The organism is Streptomyces sp. NBC_00344 (assembly GCF_036088315.1).
GTDB lineage: Bacteria > Actinomycetota > Actinomycetes > Streptomycetales > Streptomycetaceae > Streptomyces.
Genome location: NZ_CP107996.1, coordinates 3,611,342 through 3,631,862 on the forward strand (window position 1 = coordinate 3,611,342; position 20,521 = coordinate 3,631,862).

At 69.6% G+C, this 20,521-nt stretch carries 16 protein-coding genes, 4 tRNA genes and 1 other RNA gene; 6 read left to right on the top strand and 15 right to left on the bottom strand.

From position 1 onward, the window contains the following. Positions 1–157: 157 nt before the first annotated feature. From OHS16_RS16260 to OHS16_RS16290, 7 genes are all read right to left on the bottom strand, one after another. Entirely contained in the window at positions 158–1,663 is a 1,506-nt protein-coding gene (locus tag OHS16_RS16260; protein WP_328537930.1) for a cryptochrome/photolyase family protein, read from the bottom strand. A gap of 201 nt (positions 1,664–1,864) precedes the next feature. After that, on the bottom strand, positions 1,865–2,194 hold the full coding sequence (locus OHS16_RS32120) for a TraR/DksA family transcriptional regulator (RefSeq protein ID WP_443042627.1): 330 nt from the start codon (positions 2,192–2,194) through the stop codon (positions 1,865–1,867). A gap of 40 nt (positions 2,195–2,234) precedes the next feature. Then, positions 2,235–2,579, bottom strand: coding sequence for a HEAT repeat domain-containing protein (locus OHS16_RS16270; RefSeq protein ID WP_328537931.1), 345 nt, complete (start codon positions 2,577–2,579; stop codon positions 2,235–2,237). 227 nt (positions 2,580–2,806) lie between these two features. Continuing rightward, complete coding sequence (locus tag OHS16_RS16275) at positions 2,807–3,085, bottom strand: hypothetical protein (protein ID WP_328537932.1); 279 nt, start codon at positions 3,083–3,085, stop codon at positions 2,807–2,809. 183 nt (positions 3,086–3,268) lie between these two features. Next, positions 3,269–4,180, bottom strand: a complete 912-nt coding sequence (locus OHS16_RS16280; RefSeq protein WP_328537933.1) for a hypothetical protein — start codon at positions 4,178–4,180, stop codon at positions 3,269–3,271. Further along, positions 4,177–6,381 (bottom strand): hypothetical protein, encoded by a 2,205-nt coding sequence (locus OHS16_RS16285; protein ID WP_328537934.1) that lies wholly within the window; start codon positions 6,379–6,381, stop codon positions 4,177–4,179. The genes OHS16_RS16280 and OHS16_RS16285 overlap by 4 nt, the downstream gene beginning before the upstream one ends. A 699-nt stretch (positions 6,382–7,080) precedes the next feature. Further along, positions 7,081–7,165 (bottom strand) — tRNA-Ser (locus OHS16_RS16290). 73 nt (positions 7,166–7,238) lie between these two features. Between OHS16_RS16290 and ffs the strand changes: the two genes are divergently transcribed. The 6 genes from ffs to OHS16_RS16320 all read left to right on the top strand — a co-directional run bounded on the left by ffs (position 7,239) and on the right by OHS16_RS16320 (position 15,601). Beyond that, an RNA gene (ffs, locus tag OHS16_RS16295) (signal recognition particle sRNA small type) lies at positions 7,239–7,335 on the top strand. A gap of 60 nt (positions 7,336–7,395) precedes the next feature. Next, the gene (locus OHS16_RS16300) at positions 7,396–9,717 is read left to right on the top strand and encodes a DNA polymerase III subunit gamma and tau (RefSeq protein WP_328537935.1); all 2,322 of its coding nucleotides are present in this window, start codon (positions 7,396–7,398) and stop codon (positions 9,715–9,717) included. Positions 9,718–9,788: 71 nt separating this feature from the next. Then, positions 9,789–11,039, top strand: a complete 1,251-nt coding sequence (gene purD / locus OHS16_RS16305; RefSeq protein ID WP_328537936.1) for a phosphoribosylamine--glycine ligase — start codon at positions 9,789–9,791, stop codon at positions 11,037–11,039. Positions 11,040–11,251: 212 nt separating this feature from the next. Continuing rightward, entirely contained in the window at positions 11,252–12,907 is a 1,656-nt protein-coding gene (locus tag OHS16_RS16310; RefSeq protein WP_328537937.1) for a hypothetical protein, read from the top strand. 241 nt (positions 12,908–13,148) lie between these two features. Beyond that, positions 13,149–14,609: a N,N-dimethylformamidase beta subunit family domain-containing protein gene (locus OHS16_RS16315; RefSeq protein ID WP_328537938.1), complete on the top strand. Its 1,461-nt coding sequence runs from the start codon at positions 13,149–13,151 to the stop codon at positions 14,607–14,609. A 92-nt stretch (positions 14,610–14,701) separates the two neighbouring features. Beyond that, positions 14,702–15,601 carry a phosphoribosylaminoimidazolesuccinocarboxamide synthase gene (locus OHS16_RS16320; RefSeq protein WP_328537939.1) on the top strand — a complete coding sequence of 300 codons (900 nt, stop codon included), beginning with the start codon at positions 14,702–14,704 and terminating at the stop codon, positions 15,599–15,601. Positions 15,602–15,672: 71 nt separating this feature from the next. Here the strand turns inward: OHS16_RS16320 and OHS16_RS16325 are convergent. The 8 genes from OHS16_RS16325 to OHS16_RS16360 form a co-directional block, all read right to left on the bottom strand. Next, positions 15,673–15,745 (bottom strand) — tRNA-Gly (locus OHS16_RS16325). A gap of 22 nt (positions 15,746–15,767) precedes the next feature. Then, entirely contained in the window at positions 15,768–16,424 is a 657-nt protein-coding gene (locus tag OHS16_RS16330; RefSeq protein ID WP_328537940.1) for a response regulator transcription factor, read from the bottom strand. Beyond that, a complete protein-coding gene (locus tag OHS16_RS16335; protein ID WP_328537941.1) occupies positions 16,421–17,704 on the bottom strand; it encodes a sensor histidine kinase in 1,284 nt (427 codons plus the stop codon). The genes OHS16_RS16330 and OHS16_RS16335 overlap by 4 nt, the downstream gene beginning before the upstream one ends. A gap of 16 nt (positions 17,705–17,720) precedes the next feature. After that, positions 17,721–18,539, bottom strand: coding sequence for an ABC transporter permease (locus OHS16_RS16340; protein WP_328537942.1), 819 nt, complete (start codon positions 18,537–18,539; stop codon positions 17,721–17,723). Further along, positions 18,536–19,444, bottom strand: a complete 909-nt coding sequence (locus OHS16_RS16345; protein WP_328537943.1) for an ABC transporter ATP-binding protein — start codon at positions 19,442–19,444, stop codon at positions 18,536–18,538. The genes OHS16_RS16340 and OHS16_RS16345 overlap by 4 nt, the downstream gene beginning before the upstream one ends. A gap of 109 nt (positions 19,445–19,553) precedes the next feature. Next, a tRNA-Gly gene (locus OHS16_RS16350) sits at positions 19,554–19,626 on the bottom strand. Between the two features lie 96 nt (positions 19,627–19,722). Continuing rightward, positions 19,723–19,794, bottom strand: a tRNA-Gly gene (locus OHS16_RS16355). Positions 19,795–19,952: 158 nt separating this feature from the next. Then, positions 19,953–20,270, bottom strand: a complete 318-nt coding sequence (locus OHS16_RS16360; protein ID WP_328537944.1) for a histone-like nucleoid-structuring protein Lsr2 — start codon at positions 20,268–20,270, stop codon at positions 19,953–19,955. Positions 20,271–20,521 lie beyond the last annotated feature (251 nt).

The following is a 20,521-nucleotide window of genomic DNA, read 5'->3' on the forward strand; positions in this document are numbered from 1 at the left end:
CCGCAGCCGTGGGCGGCGGGTGCGTCGGCTACGACACCGCTTGCCTCCTCCGCGGACGGGGGCCCGCGGCCTCCTTCCGCTTCTTCCGCGAAGAGTCCAGGACGCTGCCCGCGGATTCTCTCCATGCCGCTGCGGAGCGGCGGGCCGGCTCCGGGTGTCACGGCGGGCCGTGGCGTTCGGCGGCCTCGTCCAGAAGTTCGGACAGATCCTTCAGCCGGTCGAGCCCCCGCACCGCCTGGGCCATCCGGTGGTTGGCGGCGAGCCGCTCGCGGTGCCGGTGCAGGAACGACCAGTAGCCGGCGGTGTAGGGGCAGGCCCGTTCGCCGACGCGCTGCGCCGGACGGTAGGCGCATGGAGCGCAGAAGTCGCTCATCCTGTTGATGTACGCGCCCGCCGTCGTGTACGGCTTGGTCGTCATCAGACCGCCGTCCGCGTACTGCGACATCCCGACGACGTTGGGAAGCATCACCCAGTCGTAGCCGTCGACGAAGGAGCGGTGGAACCAGTCGGTGACCGCCGCAGGGTCCCAGCCGTCCTGAAGGGCCCGGCTGCCGAGCACCATCAGCCGCGGGATGTGATGGGTCCAGCCGGTGTCCCGGACCTGGGCCAGCGTCGTGGACAGACAGCGGGCCGTCACCGCATCGGCGTCCAGCTCGAGAAACCAGTCCGGCAACGGGGTCCTGTGCCCCAGAGCGTTACGGCTCCGGTAGTCCTCGCCGAAGTGCCAGTAGAGCTGCCAGACGTACTCCCGCCATCCGGCGATCTGGCGGACGAAGCCCTCCACGCTGTTGAGCGGCGCCGCGCCGTCCCGCCACGCCTTCTCGGCGCGGTCGGCGCACTCGGCCGGATCCAGCAGCCCGAGGTTGAGCGGGACCGAGAGCCGACTGTGGTTCATCACGGGGTCCCCTGCGAGCATCGCGTCCTCGTACTGTCCGAAGCCTGGCAGCCGGTGGGTGAGGAAGTGCCGGAGTGCGGCCAGTGCCTCCCGCCGGGTGGCGGGGAATCGGCGCGGTCCGTCGCGCCCCACGAAGGAGACCGTTCCGTCGCGTTCCCAGCGGTCCAGATCGTGGCGTACCCCTTCGTCGATCTCGTCCTCGACCGGACACCAGGGGTCCGCGAGACCGAGGTTCTCCTCCCTGCGCGGCGGGGGTTCGCGGTTCTCCCGGTCGAGGTTCCACCGGCCGCCGGCCGGCTCGTCACCGTCCATGAGGAGGTCGTGCCCGCGCCGGGCCCAGCGGTAGAAGTCCTCCTGCCTGACCCTGCGTCCGGTGTGCGCCGAAGCCCATTCACCGAAGTCCGCGTGCGGTACGAGGAATCCGCGTGCGGGGAGCACCTCGACCCGGTCCAGCGATTCGACCAGAGCCAGTGCGCTGCGGGACGTCGGATGGCAGACGGTCAGCGGGCCCTGCCCGGCAGCCTCCACCAGACCCTCGCGGTATGTACGCGCCCTGACGTACTGCACCCGGTCGCCGAGTTCCGCGGCCCGGTGCCGCATCGCGGACAGGACGAGATGCGCCTTGGCCCGGTGGAACCGGCGACGGCTCAGAACCGACCTGGCCTCGATCATCAGAACCGGAGCGTGTGCGTCCGGGCCGTGGTGACGCGGATCCAGGAAGTGCGGACCGAGCTGGTCGCCGAAGAGCCAGTGCGTACGAGCGGACATACGGTTGGTCACTTCCTGCTGTCCCGCGGAAGCGTGCCGGACGCCGCTGGGACAGCAGCCCGGGCGATCGCCGATGACGGCGTAACGCTACGAGCCACCACGCACCGCGCGCCCCCGACGCGCTGGGGGGTCCGGGCGCTGCTGTCCTCCCGGCGTAACGCATCGCGGGGCGCGGATCTCGGCCGGCACCGGGGGCCGAGGTCAGCGGGGACGGACCGCCGCACAGCGCACGCAGGTGCTCGCCGCCGGGCGGGCCTCAAGCCGTTCCGCGGGGATCGGCTCGCCGCACCGCTCGTGAGGCCCCTTTGAAGCTCGATTACGCCCGGCCCCATGGCAGTGGTTCGTGGCGACGGTGCCACCACCAGCCCCGCCTTTTCGACCCGGACGCCTTGGGTTCTTCCGGGTCGAGTGAACCGCCCGCGGGCTACGCCACGACACCACGGCGGCCGATATCGCCTGCGGCTGCGGGCAGCCTTGCGAATGGGCTGAACGGAAGGGCATGTCTGACGCCGACGTGGACTGATTTTCCATCCAGGGGCATCAAGCTATCTTTCACATCGGCGCCGTTGAGTCAGTGGCTCCTGGTGAAAATCTCAACGTCTTCGAGGGCGTCTGTGGCAGCGCCGGCGAGTTGCCTGTCCTCAAGCAATTTCCGAACAGCGGAGATTGCTTGTGGTGATACCTCTTTGTGGAGTCTGGCAAGGTGTCCCAGTGCGAGGGCTGCGGCCCTCCTGACATCGGGATCCGGATGAACGGCGAAGTGTACGAGCCACTGCTCGACCCACACCCGGTCGGGCACGTACAACGCTGCGGCGACCAGGGCCTGGAAATTTCGTACGGTTGTCCAGCCTGAAACGCCTGAGCTGCTTCTTCTGCTGTAATCCTGCGGGGAGTTTCGTACTGCATAATTCCTCACGATCCCGCTCCACTCTGCCGCAGAGGGCTCTGCGCATGCGGGCGAAGCGCAGCGCGATCAGCGCCGTCCATGGCAGGCGTCCGGGGGTCCCGGGGCGTACGGCAGCGTCCTGACCTGCGGTGTAGCGCGTCGGGGTGGGCCTCCTGAACGGTGCTGTACACCGATGAACGCAACCAGAACTGCAACCACGGAGCAGCTTCATCCAGCGTCTGCTTACCCGCCTCGACTCACTCCTCGAACAGGGTGGGCCGCCACTCCTGGATGTTCTCGTCGAAGTTGCCGTTGCGCACATCACGTAGGGCCGTCGCGTATCCGACCTCGATGGCCTCGGTGATCAGCTGCTGCAGCCTGGACGGGGCATACAAGAGGTCAGCGCCGGCGCCTGAGCACAGGTTGGCCGCAGCATGGCCGGCTGCGCGAGCATGTTCATCAGGGACCGTCGCAATGTGGAGGCCCGTGATGTCCTGTGCCGCGGTGTCGATCTCTTCCTGCGAAGTTGAGGTCATGACGGCGAGTATCGGCATGTTTGCGGTGGCAGGGAATGCCGCCTCCGAGCGCGCGGCTTCCATGAGGCGACGGCAGTTGGTGTGTAAGACCCTCCCCGTGGTGCTACCAACGCCCGGGAATCCCTCCATGTTCCAGAGGTAGACCGTGTCGCCGCGCTGACGCGATTGGATGGCGGGGCGCGATTACGTCCGACGACGCCATGGCAGCGGTTCGGGGTGCCGGTGCCACCACCAGCCCTTCCCGTTGTGTGTTCGCGTCTCCCCGAGCAGTTGCCGGATGAGCAAACCCTGGTTGTCCTCGATGGTGAGCGAGGCGAAGGTGGCGTCCACTTGCTGCAAGGTTGCCTGGAGGCTCGCTGCCGTAGCCGGTGGTAGCTGCCGGGGGAGGTTTTCGAGGTCGTCCCGGGCGTCGAGGCGTCGGCGGTACAGATCGGGAGGGCACCATCCTGAGCCCGCCCATCCGCTTGCCATGTGGTTGACGAGCTTCTCCCAGGCGCCCAGCCCTGTCCATGCCTCCCACGCAGCGCTGCCTGGCTCATCGGGCGATGCCTGACCCTGCAAGTGGGCTTCGGTGACTGCGGAAGCCCGCAGTTGCGCCGCGAAGGCATCAGTGTGCGGTGTGGCGATGGGCAGCTCCGGGACGACTTCCGGGATGAGTGAGACCTCGGCCGAAGGCAGTTGCGGGACGTATTCCTCGACAGCGTCGACGCTGTAGCTGTGGTCCTCATCCGAGACGAGCAGACGGGCCCGCGTGAAGCGGCCCTCCGGAGTGACAGCCCAGTAAGCGCTCGGTGGATCCGACTCGGCCGGGAAGAGCACCGCGGCGCCCGTTGCGGAGGCGAGCCGCAACGCCATCTCCGCCTCGGACGGCCGCTGCGCCACCTGATCTCGAACGTAGACGTCCAGCGACCAGGCGAGGTCGCCCCGGACGGCTTTGTAGTCGCAGAGGACCAGCGCCTCCCAGTTCCGTACGTCCGCGTCACCGTCGGCTTCCGCGACATCGACGTCCCCGGCGGTGACGCCCAGGGCGGAGGACAGGGCGTGAGCCAGGCGATCAGGGGTGGCCGTTTCGGTGGCAATCAAGTTGTAGGTCATGGGTAGATCCCGTTGTAGATCTTCAACGCCTTTTGGACGGCTTCTGGGTTGTTGGTGAAACGCGGATTCCGGGTGAGTTGAGGCGCGGCGGAAATGTCTCCCTTTGCCTTGGTTATCTGTTGGAGTGCCGCGTATTCGTTCCTGTCCAGCTTGGCTATACCTGGCCCGCTGTCAGGGTAGACCGTCCCACTCGGCTCCACGCCGTAGGTGCGTCCGTTGACTTCGTAGCGGTCAGTGTCTTTGATGTACTTCGCTCTGCCTTGCGCTATATCGCTGACATCTTGTGCGACCTCCCGCTCCTGCCCGCGCAGGATAACGCTGTTGCTCTCCTTGACTTCACCGCTTTTCGAGCCGGATACGGTGTGCCGGGAATTCGGAAATCGCAGCTGCTTACCGGCTGCCGGCCCTTTGATGTCATCGGTCGCCTGCCAGGGCCCCTTTCCGGGGCCGGAGCCCGCAGAACCGTCGGCTGTGCCCGACGAGCCCGAAGACTGACCGCCTTCGCCACCATCATCGGCCCCGTGGGCACCTTGGGCCATCATTAGCACCCCCGCTGTACCAAGGGCTGCGGCCTGCGCTGCTTCCACTGATGCGGCACCGGCGAGGATTCCGCCCCCCGCGAGCACGAGGCCGCCGGGTGGGAAGAGCATGATCAGGGCGGCGAGGGCGAGGATGGTGAGGGCGATGCCCGCATACAGTTCGAGGTTTTCCAGGGCCGCAAGCAGCATGGCGAGGGAATCGGTGACGTCACCGTTCAGGGGGGTGCCGCGATATCGAGCTGCGAGGAGCAGGCCCGTGGTGAGAATGGAACCGACGGCGGTGAACACACGCAGTCGCAAGACGGCTTGCGGCTCGGCAAGGGGTTGTCGCGAAGTAGTCCGCAAGGCCCACAACAAGAGAGCCAGCTGGATGAGGGCCCACACGAGTCCCGCTATGCCGAACCACATCAGAAACGTTGGGCCGGCACCGGTGGTGAAGTGCTTCTGAAGGCCCTTGGTGGAGGTGAATGAGCCAAGGCCCAGGAAGAGTAGAGACGGCAGCATCAGGATGACGGGCACGGCCAGGAGTGGCCAGCGCCGTCGCCACGGACGGCTGGGGCGAGCCCCCTTGAGATAGGCCCGTATTCGCCCCGAATCCCACATCTTGTCCTGGTTGACTGCGTCGATCCGTGCGACCGTGCCTGCGACCGCGGCATGCAGCAGTTCAAGCCGATCGGGGTCGGTGCGTCCGGCGGCGTAGAGGAGGGATCTGCGCATGCGGGCGAAGCGCAGCGCGATCAGCGCCGTCCATGGCAGGCACCGTGAACTGAACGTGGTCAGGGTGCCGATGGCGGCGTTCCCGGTGCGTTCCGTATTCAGGAGGACGGCGGGCATGGCCTGCTTGCTGCGCTGCAGCTGGGCGTAGTCGAGGGCCATGGCGATGGCGAGGCAGATCAGCGGCGCGTATGTCACGAGGTCGTCCGCTGTGCCGAGCAGGGAGGTTATCCAGCGGGGCGGGTGGGCGTCGTGGCTGCCGGTGTAGTTGACCAGGGTGTGGTGGCCCATCGCGTAGGCGATGGGCAGCAGTCCGAGCAGGCGTCGCCAGCCGCGGCCGCGCAGGAGCAGTCCGGCGCCGAGTGCTCCGATGGCTCCCCAGGCGAGGTGGAGGTTGGTGTCCAGGCTGGGTTGGGTGAAGCTGAGGTCCAGGCTGCCCAGCGAGGCCGGCAGCCAGGTAGTCAGCACGGTGTGCAAGTCGGGTATGTACGTGGAGCTGAAACTCAGGCCCCCGGACAGCATCCATCCGCCATGCGGGTACGGGGCGGCGCGCTGGGCGTCGAGGAGGTGGCTGAGGAGTACTTCGTAGAGGCCGAGGCCCGCGCCCGTGGCGGCGCCGAGGACCACGTAGTCGGTAAGGCCGAGTTGGTAGCGGATCTTCATGTTGAGACCTGCGAGCAGCAGCGGCGTGAGCTTGGCGAGCTCCTCCACCACAGGGACGACGGTGTAGCTGCCCCGCCCCATGGCTTCGACCAGTGGCTGCGTGGCGCTTGATTCCACGGCGTGGGCGTAGCCGAGTTCGATGAGTGCGGCCACAACTCCGCTGCCGTAAACGCCCACGGCCACCGTCAGCATCACGGTCGACAACCGCAGCGACCTCACCGGCGATGCGATCAGGGCGAGTTGAAGCACTCCGTAGATCGCTGCCGCAACCATGATGATCGACACACGAGCCCCCGTTTGGCCATGGCATCACGGACAGAGACCACGACGCTACAAGACGTGTGGATGGCTGCTGCGAAGAGGCTGTCAGGACAGGTCAGAAGCATGAATGACGCAGATGGCACGGTGGCGAAGAACCCCGTACGTCGGACAGGCACAGTCGGGTGCCGCCGCCCGCCTCCACCCCACCCGTAGGCGAGAGCCCTCGCTGCAGACAAGGAGGCATCCTGGCCTCTGCCCTTCCCCGGGCGGACGACCTGCACCGAGTCGGCCGTGCAGTCTTCGCCACGGACAGGCGTGCCCGCCGTGATGCCACCTTCGACCGCTGGACCCGCCACATGCGGCTCTCCATACAAGGACTGCCACTGCGGGGCACGGGGTCTTGCCTCCGCACCGACTACGACGCTTGGAGACGCTCCTCAGCGACGCGAGGATTCGTGACGGGCGCCTGCGCGATGCCCGGCACACCGCCGCCACGTGCTGCTGATCCTCGCAGTTCCGGAGCGAGTGGTGATGCAGATCACGGGCTGGTCGTCCCACGGCCATGGCAGCCCGGTACCAGCACGAGACCGGCGGCATCCTGAAGGACGGGCCGAGCAGGTAGGGGGCTCATCTGGGAGGTTCCGAAGAGCCCCGTTGAGACTGTGCATGAGACGGCCAAAGCAGAAGGCCCGAACCGTTTGACCGGTCCGGGCCTTCTAGCTGCGGAGGATACGAGATTCGAACTCGTGAGGGGTTGCCCCCAACACGCTTTCCAAGCGTGCGCCCTAGGCCACTAGGCGAATCCTCCGGGGCAAACAATACAAGACGTTGAGCAGTGCTAGCGAACTCGATTCCTACCCGGTGGATCAGCTAGGGTGGGGGCCAGCCCCTCACGTGGCGCTATCTGACTGAACTCCCCCAGGGCCGGAAGGCAGCAAGGGTAGGTTGGCTCTGGCGGGTGCGTGGGGGGCCCTTTGCGTTCTCCCGGTGGTTGCCGGGCGGCGCCGGCTGTCGGTGGGCCCCGATAACCTCGTAGGTGTGTCGTCCCTTGCGCTGTACCGCCGTTACCGTCCCGAGTCGTTCGCCGAGGTCATCGGGCAGGAGCATGTCACTGCCCCGTTGCAGCAGGCCCTGCGGAACAACCGGGTCAATCACGCGTATCTGTTCAGCGGTCCGCGGGGCTGCGGCAAGACCACCAGTGCGCGGATCCTCGCCCGGTGTCTGAACTGCGCGCAGGGGCCCACGCCCACACCGTGCGGCGAGTGCCAGTCCTGCCAGGACCTCGCGCGGAACGGGCCGGGGTCGATCGATGTGATCGAGATCGACGCGGCTTCGCACGGTGGCGTGGACGACGCCCGTGACTTGCGCGAAAAGGCCTTCTTCGGGCCCGCGAGCAGCCGGTACAAGATCTACATCATCGACGAGGCGCACATGGTCACTTCGGCGGGGTTCAACGCCCTGCTGAAGGTGGTCGAGGAGCCGCCGGAGCATCTCAAGTTCATCTTCGCGACCACCGAACCCGAGAAGGTCATCGGGACGATCAGGTCGCGGACCCATCACTACCCCTTCCGTCTGGTGCCGCCCGGGACGTTGCGCGACTACCTCGGTGAGGTGTGCGGGCAGGAGGGCGCACAGGTCGCCGACGGGGTGCTGCCGCTGGTGGTGCGCGCCGGGGCGGGGTCGGTGCGTGACTCGATGTCGGTCATGGACCAGTTGCTGGCCGGTGCGGGCGATGAAGGTGTGACGTATGCCATGGCGACGTCGCTCCTCGGATACACCGACGGGTCGCTGCTGGACTCCGTGATCGACGCCTTCGCGTCGGGGGACGGCGCAGCCGCCTTCGAGGTCGTGGACCGGGTGATCGAAGGCGGCAACGACCCGCGCCGGTTCGTGGCCGACCTGCTGGAGCGGCTGCGCGATCTGGTGATCCTCGCCGCGGTGCCCGACGCGGGGGAGAAGGGGCTGATCGACGCCCCGGCCGATGTGGTGGAGCGGATGCAGGCGCAGGCATCGGTGTTCGGCGCGGCCGAGCTCAGCCGCGCCGCTGACCTGGTCAACACCGGGCTCACCGAGATGCGCGGCGCCACATCGCCGCGTCTCCAGCTCGAGCTGATCTGTGCGCGGGTGCTGCTCCCCGCCGCTTTCGACGACGAGCGTTCGATGCAGGCGAGGCTGGACCGTCTGGAGCGGGGCGGCGGCCTGATGTCCGGCGGGCAGGGGCCCGCGATGGGCTACGTGCCGGGACCGGAGGCGCATCCTGCCCCGACCGGCCGGGCCGCACAGGCTGTTCCGCCCGGCGGCGGGCCCGCGGCGGCGCGTGCCGCGGTGCGAGGGGACGCGCCCGCCGTGGGTGGTGTGTACAACGCTCCCGATGGGGCGGAAGGCGCCGCCGCGGCGCCGGCTCCCCCGTCCGCCGTTCAGGCCCCACCCGTATCGCAGGCTCCACCCGTGACGCAGGCTCCACCCGTGACGGAGCCCCCGTCCGCCGCGCAGCGCGGCCCCGAGCAGTCCCCGCAGCCCGGTGGGCCCCCGGTGCGGCAGCCCGGCGCCTGGCCGGGTGCCGGCGGACCGGCAGCCGGATCCGCACCGTCCGGTGCGTCCGCCCCGGCATCCCGCCCGGCCGGCAGCTGGCCGTCGGCCGCCGCGCCCGGGCGGGGGCAGCCCGCGCCGTCGGCTCCCCCGGCGGACACGGCGCCGGCCGGTGCGGCCGCGGCCGCACCCTCGCAGGGGATGGCCCAGGGCGCGGCCCAGGTGCGGAGCATGTGGCCCGGCATCCTGGACGCGGTCAAGAACCGTCGCCGCTTCACCTGGATCCTGCTCAGCCAGAACGCACAGGTCGCCGGATTCGACGGGACCACCCTGCAGCTCGGCTTTCCGAACGCGGGCGCCCGGGACAACTTCGCTTCCAGCGGCAGCGAGGACGTGCTCAAGCAGGTGCTCGCCGAGCAGTTCCACGTCCAGTGGAAGGTCGACGCGATCGTCGACCCCTCGGGTGGTACGCAACCGCCCGGTGGCAGCAACCATCCGGGCCCCGGCCCCGGCCCCGGCCCCGGCCCCGGCCCCGGTGGTCCCGGCGGGTCCAGTCCGGCCCCGCAGCGTCCGGCGCCCCAGACCCCGGCACCGCCCGCGCCGGGTCCCGCACCGCAGTCGCCCCCCTCCGCTCCGGAGCCGCCGCAGCGGCCGCAGGCGTACCGGGACGCCGAGCCGCCGCCTGCCGCGGACGGGCCGCCACGCGTCTCGCTGGAGGAGGACACCCCCGAGGACGACGACCCCGACCTCGTCGACTCGGCGCTCTCCGGCCACGATCTGATCGTGCGCGAACTGGGAGCGACGGTGGTGGAGGAATATACGAACGAGTAACAGCACCGGTTCCGGCGGTCCCGACAAGCCCGCACCCTCCCCGGCCCACCGCGCGGGCTAGGCTTCGCACCGTGAAGGTCCTTGTCATCGGCGGCGGCGCCCGCGAACACGCCCTGTGCCGCTCTCTTTCTCTCGACTCCGCAGTCACCTCCCTGCACTGTGCCCCCGGCAACGCGGGCATCGCCGAGGTGGCCGAGCTGCATCAGGTCGATGCGCTGGACGGCGCTGCCGTCGCCCGGCTCGCGACCGAGCTGGAGGCCGGGCTCGTGATCGTCGGTCCGGAGGCCCCGCTGGTCGCCGGGGTCGCCGACGCGGTGCGCGAAGCGGGCATTCCCTGCTTCGGGCCGAGCCGTGAAGCGGCCAGGCTGGAAGGTTCCAAGGCCTTCGCCAAGGACGTGATGGCGGCAGCCAACGTGCCCACCGCCCGCGCCTACGTCTGCACCACCCCCGCCGAGATCGACGCGGCACTGGACGCGTTCGGCGCGCCCTATGTGGTCAAGGACGATGGTCTCGCCGCCGGCAAGGGTGTGGTGGTGACCGACGATGTGGAGACAGCCAGGGCGCATGCGCTGGCCTGTGGACGGGTGGTCATCGAGGAGTTCCTGGACGGGCCCGAGGTCTCGCTCTTCGCGATCACCGACGGTGTGACGGTCCTCCCCCTCCAGCCCGCGCAGGACTTCAAGCGGGCGCTCGACGGCGACGAGGGACCCAACACCGGCGGAATGGGTGCCTACTCCCCGCTTCCCTGGGCCGATCCCAAGCTGGTCGACGAGGTCACCGAGACCGTGCTGCAGCCGACCGTTGACGAGCTGCGCAGGCGCGGCACGCCGTTCTCCGGGCTGCTCTACGCGGGTCTCGCCATCACCTCGCGCGGAGTACGGGTCATCGAGTTCAACGCGAGGTTCGGCGACCCGGAGACCCAGGTGGTGCTGGCCAGGCTGAAGACCCCGCTGTCCGGTGTCCTGCTCAACGCGGCCAACGGCACCCTCGACAGTGAGCCGGCGCTGAACTGGCTCGACGCCGCCGCCGTCACGGTCGTCATCGCCTCGCACAACTACCCGGACGCCCCGCGCACCGGCGATCCGATCGAGGGTCTCGACGATGTCGCGGCACAGGATGCGCCTCATGCGTATGTCCTGCATGCCGGGACCAGGCAGGACGGCGACGTGGTGGTGAGTGCCGGAGGCCGTGTGCTGTCGGTGACCGCGACCGGCGCGGATCTGGCCGAGGCGCGTGAGCGCGCCTACACCGCGCTGGCCAGGGTGCGGCTCGACGGGGCTCAGCACCGTACGGACATCGCGGCGAAGGCCGCCGGTATCTGACGGTCATCGGAGAGCTTTCGTCAGCACCTTTGCCCAAAGCCATTCCATCGGGTGACGGCTGGCCCATCCGGATGACGCCTGCCGGAGCCCCAACTAGTGTGCGGCGCAAGCGTTCCGGCACTTGGCCCACCGGCATTGCGATGTCAGTGACGGGTGCCACAGTGGGGGAGTGAGCGAAGCCGTCGCAGGGGCAGAGGGGGTGACGTCCGGCCGTGTCCATCAGCGGTACGAGTGAGAAGCGGGGTGCGCAGGGCGCACGGGCCCATGCGCTGGCGGTTCTGCGTATCCGTGGCTGGGCACTCGCCGTCGCGCTGCTGCCCGCAGCGGTCGCCGTGGTGCTGCTGGCGGGCGGAGCCATGGGTCGTCTCACCGGAGGCGGCTGGGATTCGGCCCGCTGGGCGGTGACGGCCCTCGCGGTGGTGGTGCTGCTGCTGGCGGGTGCGGTCGCCGCGGTGATCGCCAGGGCCGGCCCGGCCGTGAGTCCGACGGTGGCACTCACCGAGTCGTCCGCGCCCGATCTGCACCGGATGGTGCGTGATCTGGCCGGCCGGCTCGAAGTGCCCGCACCCTCGGCGATAGCGCTCACCCCGGACTGTGACAGCTGGCTCGAGGACCGCTCGCACCCGGCCCAGTCCATATCCGGCGGCCGGCTGGGCTCCCTGGGCGCCCGCCGGACGGCGACCGCGCCGGTGCTGGTCATCGGTGCCCCCTTTCTGTGGTGGATGAGGGTCGCCGAGCTACGGGCACTGCTCGCGCCGGTCGTCGCGGGTACGGGGCCGTCCGCGCATCCCGACATCGCGGCATCCCGCCGGTTCGTCCGGGGCCTCGACGCGGCGGTCGCGGTCGCGTCCCGGCCGGGCACCGGCCCGCTGGGGCGGGTCGCGTACGGCTTCATCGGCCAGGTCGCCCGGCTGCTGCTGCGCAGCTGTCGCGGTCATGCCGCGGAGATGGAGCGGGGGGTCGCCGCTGCCGCGTCGGAGCGTGCACAGACTGTGGACTACGGACTGCGGATCGTCGCCCAGGAGCAGGTGGGCCTGGCCTATGCCGGCTGGGACCGGCTGCTCACCCGGGTCGCGCTGCCCGCCTGGCGGATGGGCCGCTGGCCCGCGAGGCTCGACGCGGGCGTGGTCTCCGCCCTTACCGAGCTGTCCCGCAGGGACCGGCTGGCCGAGGGATTCACCTCCCGGCTGGGTGAGCGGCCCGCCTGCGATCTGCTGGAGGAGCCCGGAGCTGTGGACGAGGCCACCTCGCTGCTGGCCGCCCGGCTCTTCCACGGGGGCCCGGCGGAGAACGGTCCCGACTGGTCGCCGGTGGACTGGCAGCAGTACCCGGAAGAGGTCGTGGACCGTAAGTGGCGAGCGGATGCGGCGCGGCTGCACCGGGTGCTCGACCGGCTGGGTGTGCGCCGCGCCGGCGAAGCGGACGGGCCGACGCTGGCCCGGATCATCAGCCATCTGTCGGCCGGCGGGAACGGCTCCGGCAGCGAGGCGCTGGCCGCCGGTGTCACCGCCGAGGTGGCGCGCGAGGAGGCGGCGGCCCCGCCGCCGGTGCCGGGCGGCGCGCTGGAGGGTGAGGATCTGTGGGACACCGAAGCGATCCCGCTCTTCCCGCTCCAGCCACCGCGCACGGGGCGCGATCTGCTCGCCGACCACGTGACCGCGATGGTCTGCTGCGCCGCCGTGGACACGGCGGGTGCGGCCCCCGGACTCGACTGGCTCGACGGGCCCGCCCTGCTGGTCGGCGGCGAGCGCAGGGCGGATCTGGGCGCCCTGGTGGTGAGCCTGGTCGAGGACGGCGATGCGGAGCCGCTCCGCGGCTGGCTGGCGGCCGTGGGGGTCCGTCCGGAGAAACCGGTCCGTCTGGTGTGAGGTCCGCCGGCGGACCCGGAGATCCGGATCCGCAGATGGCTCGAACGAGTGGGCCGGGACGACCCGCGGACCGGGGCGCAATCGGCGCAACTGGCCATCCCCACAGCCGGAACCACTAGTTCCGATCTCGTCAATTCACGACGAACAGTGACGGAGTGCGTGCCTTATGTGATGTGCTGGGGCCAGTCGCTGACAGTCGGTGCATCACTGTTGTGCCTGAGCGACCGAGAGGGGGGACCGTATGGGGGCGGAGCAGATCCGGCGCTGGGAATCCGGGGCCCTCGCGCACGCCGTCTCGGATCCGTTCGGGCAGGGTCCTCTGCCCTGGCTCCGCGGCAGTGAGCACTACTTCGACGACACCGGTCATGTCGTCCCCTGGTACGCCGATCCTGACGCCACGCGCAACCGTACGGGCGGACCGCGCACGGCCGACGATGTGAAGCAGCAGATCAAGGGCTTCGCCTCCACCGGAGCAGCCGCGCCGGGCGAGGCCATCGACTTCCATGTCACCGTCGATCCGCCGCAGCAGTTCTCCGTCGACATCTACCGCATCGGGCACTACGGCGGTGACGGCGCCGCGAAGATCACCACAAGCCCACGGCTCTCCGGCATCGTCCAGCCGCCCCCGCTCACCGCGGACCGCACGGTCTCCTGCCACCACTGGTGGCTCTCCTGGCGCCTGCAGATTCCCTCGTACTGGTCGATCGGCGCGTATGTCGCCGTGCTCACCACGGTCGACGGCTACCGCTCCCACATCCCCTTCACGGTCCGGGACAGCCATCCGGCCGACCTGCTCCTGTTGCTGCCCGATGTGACCTGGCAGGCGTACAACCTCTACCCGGAGGACGGCAGGACCGGCGCCAGCCTCTATCACGCATGGGACGGAAGCGGCCGTCTCCTCGGCGAGGAGGACGCCGCGACGACCGTGTCCTTCGACCGCCCGTACGCGGGTGCCGGCCTGCCCCTGCACGTCGGTCACGCCTACGACTTCATCCGCTGGGCGGAGCGGTACGGCTACGACCTCGCCTACGCCGACACCCGCGATCTGCACGCGGGCCGGATCGATCCGACGCGGTACCGGGGCCTGGTCTTCCCCGGCCACGACGAATACTGGTCCATCCCCATGCGGAGCACCGTGGAGGCCGCCCGCGAACACGGCACCTCACTGGTCTTCCTCTCCGCCAACACCATGTACTGGCAGGTCGAACTCTCCCCTTCCGCATCCGGAGTCGCCGACCGGGTGCTGACCTGCCGAAAACGCAGAGGCCCCGGCAAGCCCGCCCTCTGGCGCGACATCGACCGCCCGGAGCAGCAGCTCCTCGGTATCCAGTACGCGGGGCGGGTCCCCGAGCCGAGTCCGATGGTCGTACGGAACGCCGACCACTGGCTCTGGGACGCGACAGGCGCCGATGAGGGCGACGAGATCCCCGGCCTGGTCGCGGGCGAAGCGGACCGGTACTACCCGCGCACCGCGCTGCCGCCGCACGAGGACCGCAAGCTGCTGGCCCACTCCCCGTACCGGGACAGCGAGGGGACCCTGCGCCACCAGGAGACATCGCTCTACCGTGCCCCTTCGGGCGCTCTGGTCTTCGCGTCGGGAACATTCGCCTGGTCACCCGCGCTGGACCGCCCCGGCCATGTGGACGCCCGTATCCAGCGCGCCACCGCCAACCTCCTCGACCGGATCTGCAAGCGCGACTGACACGACGGGCGACCCTGCGGCGGCCGGCGCACACCGTATACGGGACAATCGACCTCGACCCCAGCGTATGGACAGAACCACGGGGAGGAACCGTGTCCGGATTCGTAGAAAAGCCCGATGCCGTCCAGGTGCCGGGCCTGGTGCACCTGCACACCGGCAAGGTGCGCGATCTGTACCAGAACGAGGCGGGCGACCTCGTGATGGTCGCCAGCGACCGCATCTCCGCGTACGACTGGGTGCTGCCCACCGAGATCCCCGACAAGGGGCGGGTGCTGACTCAGTTGTCGCTCTGGTGGTTCGACCAGATCGCGGACCTCGCGCCGCACCATGTCATCTCCACCGAGCTCCCGGCCGGGGCCCCCGCCGACTGGGCGGGCCGCACCCTGATCTGCAAGTCGCTGCGGATGGTCCCGGTGGAGTGCGTCGCGCGCGGCTACCTCACCGGCTCCGGCCTGCTGGAGTACAACGCGAACCGCACGGTGTGCGGCCTCGCGCTGCCCGAAGGCCTGACCGACGGCTCGCAGCTCCCCGCGCCGATCTTCACCCCGGCCACCAAGGCGGCTGTCGGCGACCACGACGAGAACGTGAGTTACGAGGACGTGGCCCGGCAAGTGGGTGCCGAGACCGCCGCCGATGTGCGCAGGGCGACGCTCGACGTGTACGGCCGGGCCAGTGACATCGCGCGGGAGCGGGGCATCATCCTCGCCGACACGAAGTTCGAGTTCGGCTACGAAGGCGATCAACTGATCATCGCCGACGAGGTGTTGACCCCGGACTCATCGCGCTTCTGGCCGGCTGCCACCTGGGAGCCGGGCCACCCGCAGCCTTCGTACGACAAGCAGTACGTCCGCGACTGGCTGACATCGGATGCCTCGGGCTGGGACCGGCACAGCGAGCAGCCGCCGCCCCCGCTCCCGCAGCACATCGTGGACGCGACCCGTGGCAAGTACGTGGAGGCCTACGAGCTGCTGACCGGTCTGCCCTGGTCGTAGCGCCCAGCGGTCGGGGCGCACCGCCCACGAAGAAGCCCCGGTCGGGATCCGACCGGGGCTTCTTCTCACTGAGCGGACGACCAGGTTCGAACTGGCGACCTCAACCTTGGCAAGGTTGCGCTCTACCAACTGAGCTACGTCCGCATGCGCCGTGGCGCGGAGACCACTATACCCAACCCCGCTGCCGCGCGAGACGCACCGCGGCATGGCGGTTCTCGGCGTTGAGCTTCGACGCGGCGGACGACAGGTAGTTCCGCACTGTGCCCTGCGACAGCGAGGCGCGCGCGGCGATCTCCGCGATGGGGGCGCCGTCCGCCGCGAGTTCCAGTACCTCCACCTCCCGGACGGTCAGCGGCGAATCCCCTGCCGAGATCGCATCGGCCGCCAACTCCGGGTCCACATAGCGCCCGCCGGACTGCACGGTCCTGATGATCTCCGCCAGCCGCTGCGCGGAGACGGTCTTGGGCACGAAGCCCCGCACCCCGGCCGCAAGGGCTCTTTTCAGATGACCGGGGCGCCCATGACTGGTGACGATCATGCAGCGGCACTCCGGGAGTTCGCTGCGCAGTGATGTGGCCACACTCACACCGTCCGCCCCCGGCATCTCCAGATCGAGTATGGCCACATCGGGCCGGTGGGCCCGTGCCATGGCGAGGGCCTCGGGCCCGGATGCCGCCTCGGCGACCACCGCCAGATCGTCCTCGAGCCCGAGCAGGGCGGCCAGCGCGCCCCGGATGAGGTGTTCGTCATCGGCGAGCAGGATCCGCACGGGTGCGCCCGCCGAGCCGGACACGGGTCGTGGCGCGGGCACGGATCCGCTCATGCGAGGGCCCCTTTGTCCTGGAGGGTGCCAGGCCCCTCCCCGTCGTCGGGACGCTTCCGCACGGCTGCCAGCGGCACCTCCGCGGTCAGGAGAAACCGCCCGCCCCCGGCCGGCCCCGCCGTCATGGTGCCGCCGAGTGCGGAGAGTCTCTCCCGCAGCCCGGCGAGTCCGGAGCCCGCGTCGCCATCCGCCGAGGCGTCCGCCGACCCGTCGTTGTCGACCGTGAGCCTGGCGTCGGTCGCCGATCTCGACACCCTGATGCCACATCTCCTGGCATCCCCGTGCCGCAGCACATTGGTGGCTGCCTCCCGGACCACCCAGCCGAGCGCCGACTGCACATCAGCCGAGAGCCCGTCCGCCGAGCCGCTGACCTCGCACTCGATCCCCGCCGCCTCCAGCACCCCCCGCGCCCCGTCGAGCTCCACGCCGAGATCGGCCTCCCGGTATCCCCGCACCACCTCACGCACCTCCCGCTGCGACTCCTGGGCGAGGCGCTGCACCTCGGCCATCTGCTCCACGGCCTCCGGCCGTCCGCGCCGCGCCAGACCCACCGCCAGCTCGCTCTTGAGCGCGATGACCGCGAGGTTGCGCCCCATCACATCGTGCAGATCCCGGCCGAACCGGAGCCGTTCCTCGGCGACCGCGAGCCGCGCCTGGACGTCCTTGGCCTGCTGGAGCTTCCACATCACATTCAGCGACCAGGCCGAGACCCGGACGGTGACGGCGAACCAGCCGGCCAGGCAGATCTGCGTGACCAGGCAGCTCGTCACCAGGCCGGTGTCCCCGCCGAGCGCGGCAACGGCGGTGCACAGAGCCGTCACCGCGGCCAGGTGCACCAGGACCGAGCTGCCCGGCCGCACCACCAGCACATGCGCCATGGTGAACGGCACCGCGGGCGCGGTCAGCAGCACCGAGGCCATCGGGACCGTGTTCATCCCCGCGGTCACGGTCAGCGTCACCACCGCGACCAGATCCGTCACCAGCAGCGTGACTCCCACGGCGACAAGACGCCGGGGCACCGCACAGCCGCCCAGATAGGTGTGGAGACCGCGGGCGAGCAAGGTCTGTCCGCAGACCCCCTGTGCCACGGCCAGCAGACAGCAGGCGACGATCAGCGCAGCCGGTGCCCCGGAGTGCCGCACCGGTTCGGTCAGCGAGAACATCACCTGCGCGGCGGCCGCCGACCAGAGCAGGAAGTACAGCGTTCCCCGGGTGTAGAGGTCCATCTGGCCGATCCCGCCGCGTCCGCGCCAGCCCCGCACCCACGTCAGCGCAGCCATTGAGCACCTTCCCCCGTCAACGCCGGGGTTCCCAGCGGAACCACCGTCGTACAGCCAACACCGCGAGCGCCGTCCAGGCCACCGCCGTCAGCACATGACCCAGGACATCGGCCCCGGACATCTGTCCGGTCCAGGCACCGCGCACCAGCTCCACCACCGGGGTGAGCGGCAGCAATTCGCAGGCGGCCGCGATGTTGCCGGGGAAGGTCTCCAGCGGGACAGCCACCCCTGATCCGGCCATTGAGAGGAGCAGCATCGGTATCACGGTCAGCTGGGCGGCCTCGGCGGACTTGGTGACCCCCGCGGTTGCCGCGCCCAGGGCGGTCAGCATCACCACCCCCAGCACCACGCCCACGGCCATCAGCCAGGGTGCAGGCGGCAGCCCCATGCCGAAGGCCACCGCACAGCCCGCGGACAGCACCACGCACTGCACCAGCCCGATGACGACCGAAGGCAGTGATGCCCCGGCGAGGATCTCGACGTCCCGCACCTCTCCGGTACGGAGCCGCTTGAGCACCAACTGCTCCCGGCGCACCACCAGCACCCCGACCACGCCGTTGTAGACGGCGAAGAGCAGCCCGAATCCGACGGCTCCCGGCAGCAGCACCGTGCCTGCCGTGAGTCCTGCTTTGTCGAGGGTCTGCTGATCTGTCGTCGACGAGAACACGAGGGTCATCGAGACGGGGAGCACCAGCATGGTGAAGAGCGAGGCCTTGCTGCGCCCGAGCAGGGTCAGCTCGGCGCGGGCCAGTGCGGCCATCCGGCCGCTGCTGAGCGTGTCCGTCCCCACCCGGCGCGGCATCCGCCCTGTCCGTATCGTCCGTACCGGGTTCATCGGGTGACCTCCTGTTTCCGTGCGATTCCCAGGAACGCCTCCTCCAGGGAGGCGGACCGCACATCCAGTCCGTACAGCTCCACGTCCCTGTCCCTGGCCCACACCAGGAGCTCGGTTGCGGACCGCTGGAGGTCGGAGGTCCTGAGCCGTATCTCCCCTGTGGTGCCGAGATAGGGGCCGAGCGGCGGCAGGTCCGCGGCGGTGAACCCTTCGGGCAGCGTGAACGAGATCTGCGCGGGCTGTTCGGCCACCACCTCGTCCACCCGTCCCTCGGCGGCGATCCGCCCCTCGTGCAGAATCGCCAGACGGTCGGCGAGTTCCTCTGCCTCCTCGAGGTAGTGCGTGGTCAGCAGGACCGTCGTGCCCCCGTCGCGCAGTTCGCGGACCAACTCCCAGGTCTCCCGGCGCCCTTCGGCATCCAGGCCGGTCGTCGGCTCGTCGAGGAAGAGGACTTCGGGCCGGCCGAGCAACGCCATCGCCAGATCGAGGCGCCGCTTCTCGCCGCCGGACAGCTGTTTCACCCGTACGTCCGAGCGGCCGCCGAGGCGGACCATCTCCAGGGCTTCGGGGACCGGGCGGGCACCGCTGGTGCAGCCCGCCCACATCCTGACGGTCTCGGCGACCGTCAGATCCGGCGGGAACCCGCCCTCCTGGAGCATCACTCCGGTCCGCGGTCTCACGGCGGCGCGTTCTGCGTACGGGTCGTGGCCGAGCACGCGCACCCGGCCCGCGGTCGGCCGGGCAAGGCCTTCGAGCAGCTCCACTGTGGAGGTCTTGCCCGCGCCGTTCGTCCCGAGCAGGGCGAAGAGCTCGCCCGCGGCCACCGAGAAGGAGATCCCGGAGACGGCCTCGAACCCTCCCGCGTAGCTGCGCCGCAGATCTTCGGCCTCGATCACATCTGTCATGCGTCCAGACTGCTGCCGGAGCAGCGCCGATTCCGGTGACAAATGTCATCGGAATCGGTGACATACGAAGAAGCCCCGGTCGGGATCCGACCGGGGCTTCTTTTCGCTGAGCGGACGACCAGGTTCGAACTGGCGACCTCAACCTTGGCAAGGTTGCGCTCTACCAACTGAGCTACGTCCGCATTGCCTCCGCTTGTCGGACCCTCCGTGGGAGAGGCCGTCCGGCGGTGCGAGCATTACTGTACCTGATCCTCGGGAGGGTCAGGAAAGCGATGCAGAGCGGGTGACAGGAATTGCACACTGCGCCTTCCCCCTGGAAGGGGGATGTTCTACTACTGAACTACACCCGCACGCTGCGTGAAGCGGGGCCTTGCGGCCTCGCCCTTCGGCGTGCTCCAGACTCTAGCTGACCAGCAGGGGTGGAATGCAAGTCGGGCGCTCGGGACGGGAGTCGGCCCGGGTCCGGCCGGCGGTCGCCCGGAGGTCCGGCCGACCGCCCGGAAGCGGGTCAGCCCGCCGCGTTGAACGCCTCGTAGACCTTCTTTGGGATCCGCCCGCGGGCCGGTACGTCCATCTTGTTGGACCGTGCCCAGGCACGGACGGCCGCCGGATCCGGCGCCACCGCGGTGTGCCGGTAGGCCTTGCCGGACTTCGACCGCTTTCGGCCCGCCTCCAGGAACGGGGCCAGCGACTTGCGCAGTTTCTTTGCATTGGCGGTATTGAGGTCGATCTCGTACGACTTTCCGTCGAGGCCGAAGGTGACCGTTTCCGCCGCTTCCCCGCCGTCGATGTCGTCGGAGAGCGTGACCACTACTCGCTGAGCCACGGACTTCGGTCCTTTCCTGCGGCACCGCTTGTCTGACGTGCAGCGATGCCGGCCTTACGGCTGATTTTGAGTTACGCCATTTCCTTTGTACAGCGGAAGCCGCCGCATTGTGAAGCCCACCCAATTACATGCGCGTGTCAGGGGGCAATCACAACGGCCGTTTTTTTCGAGGATTTTTCGCGGATGTTCCCGCCGCCATCTCCGGGGCATCTCGCGGCCGAAATCCGAACGTGATCGGACCCTGCTGATAT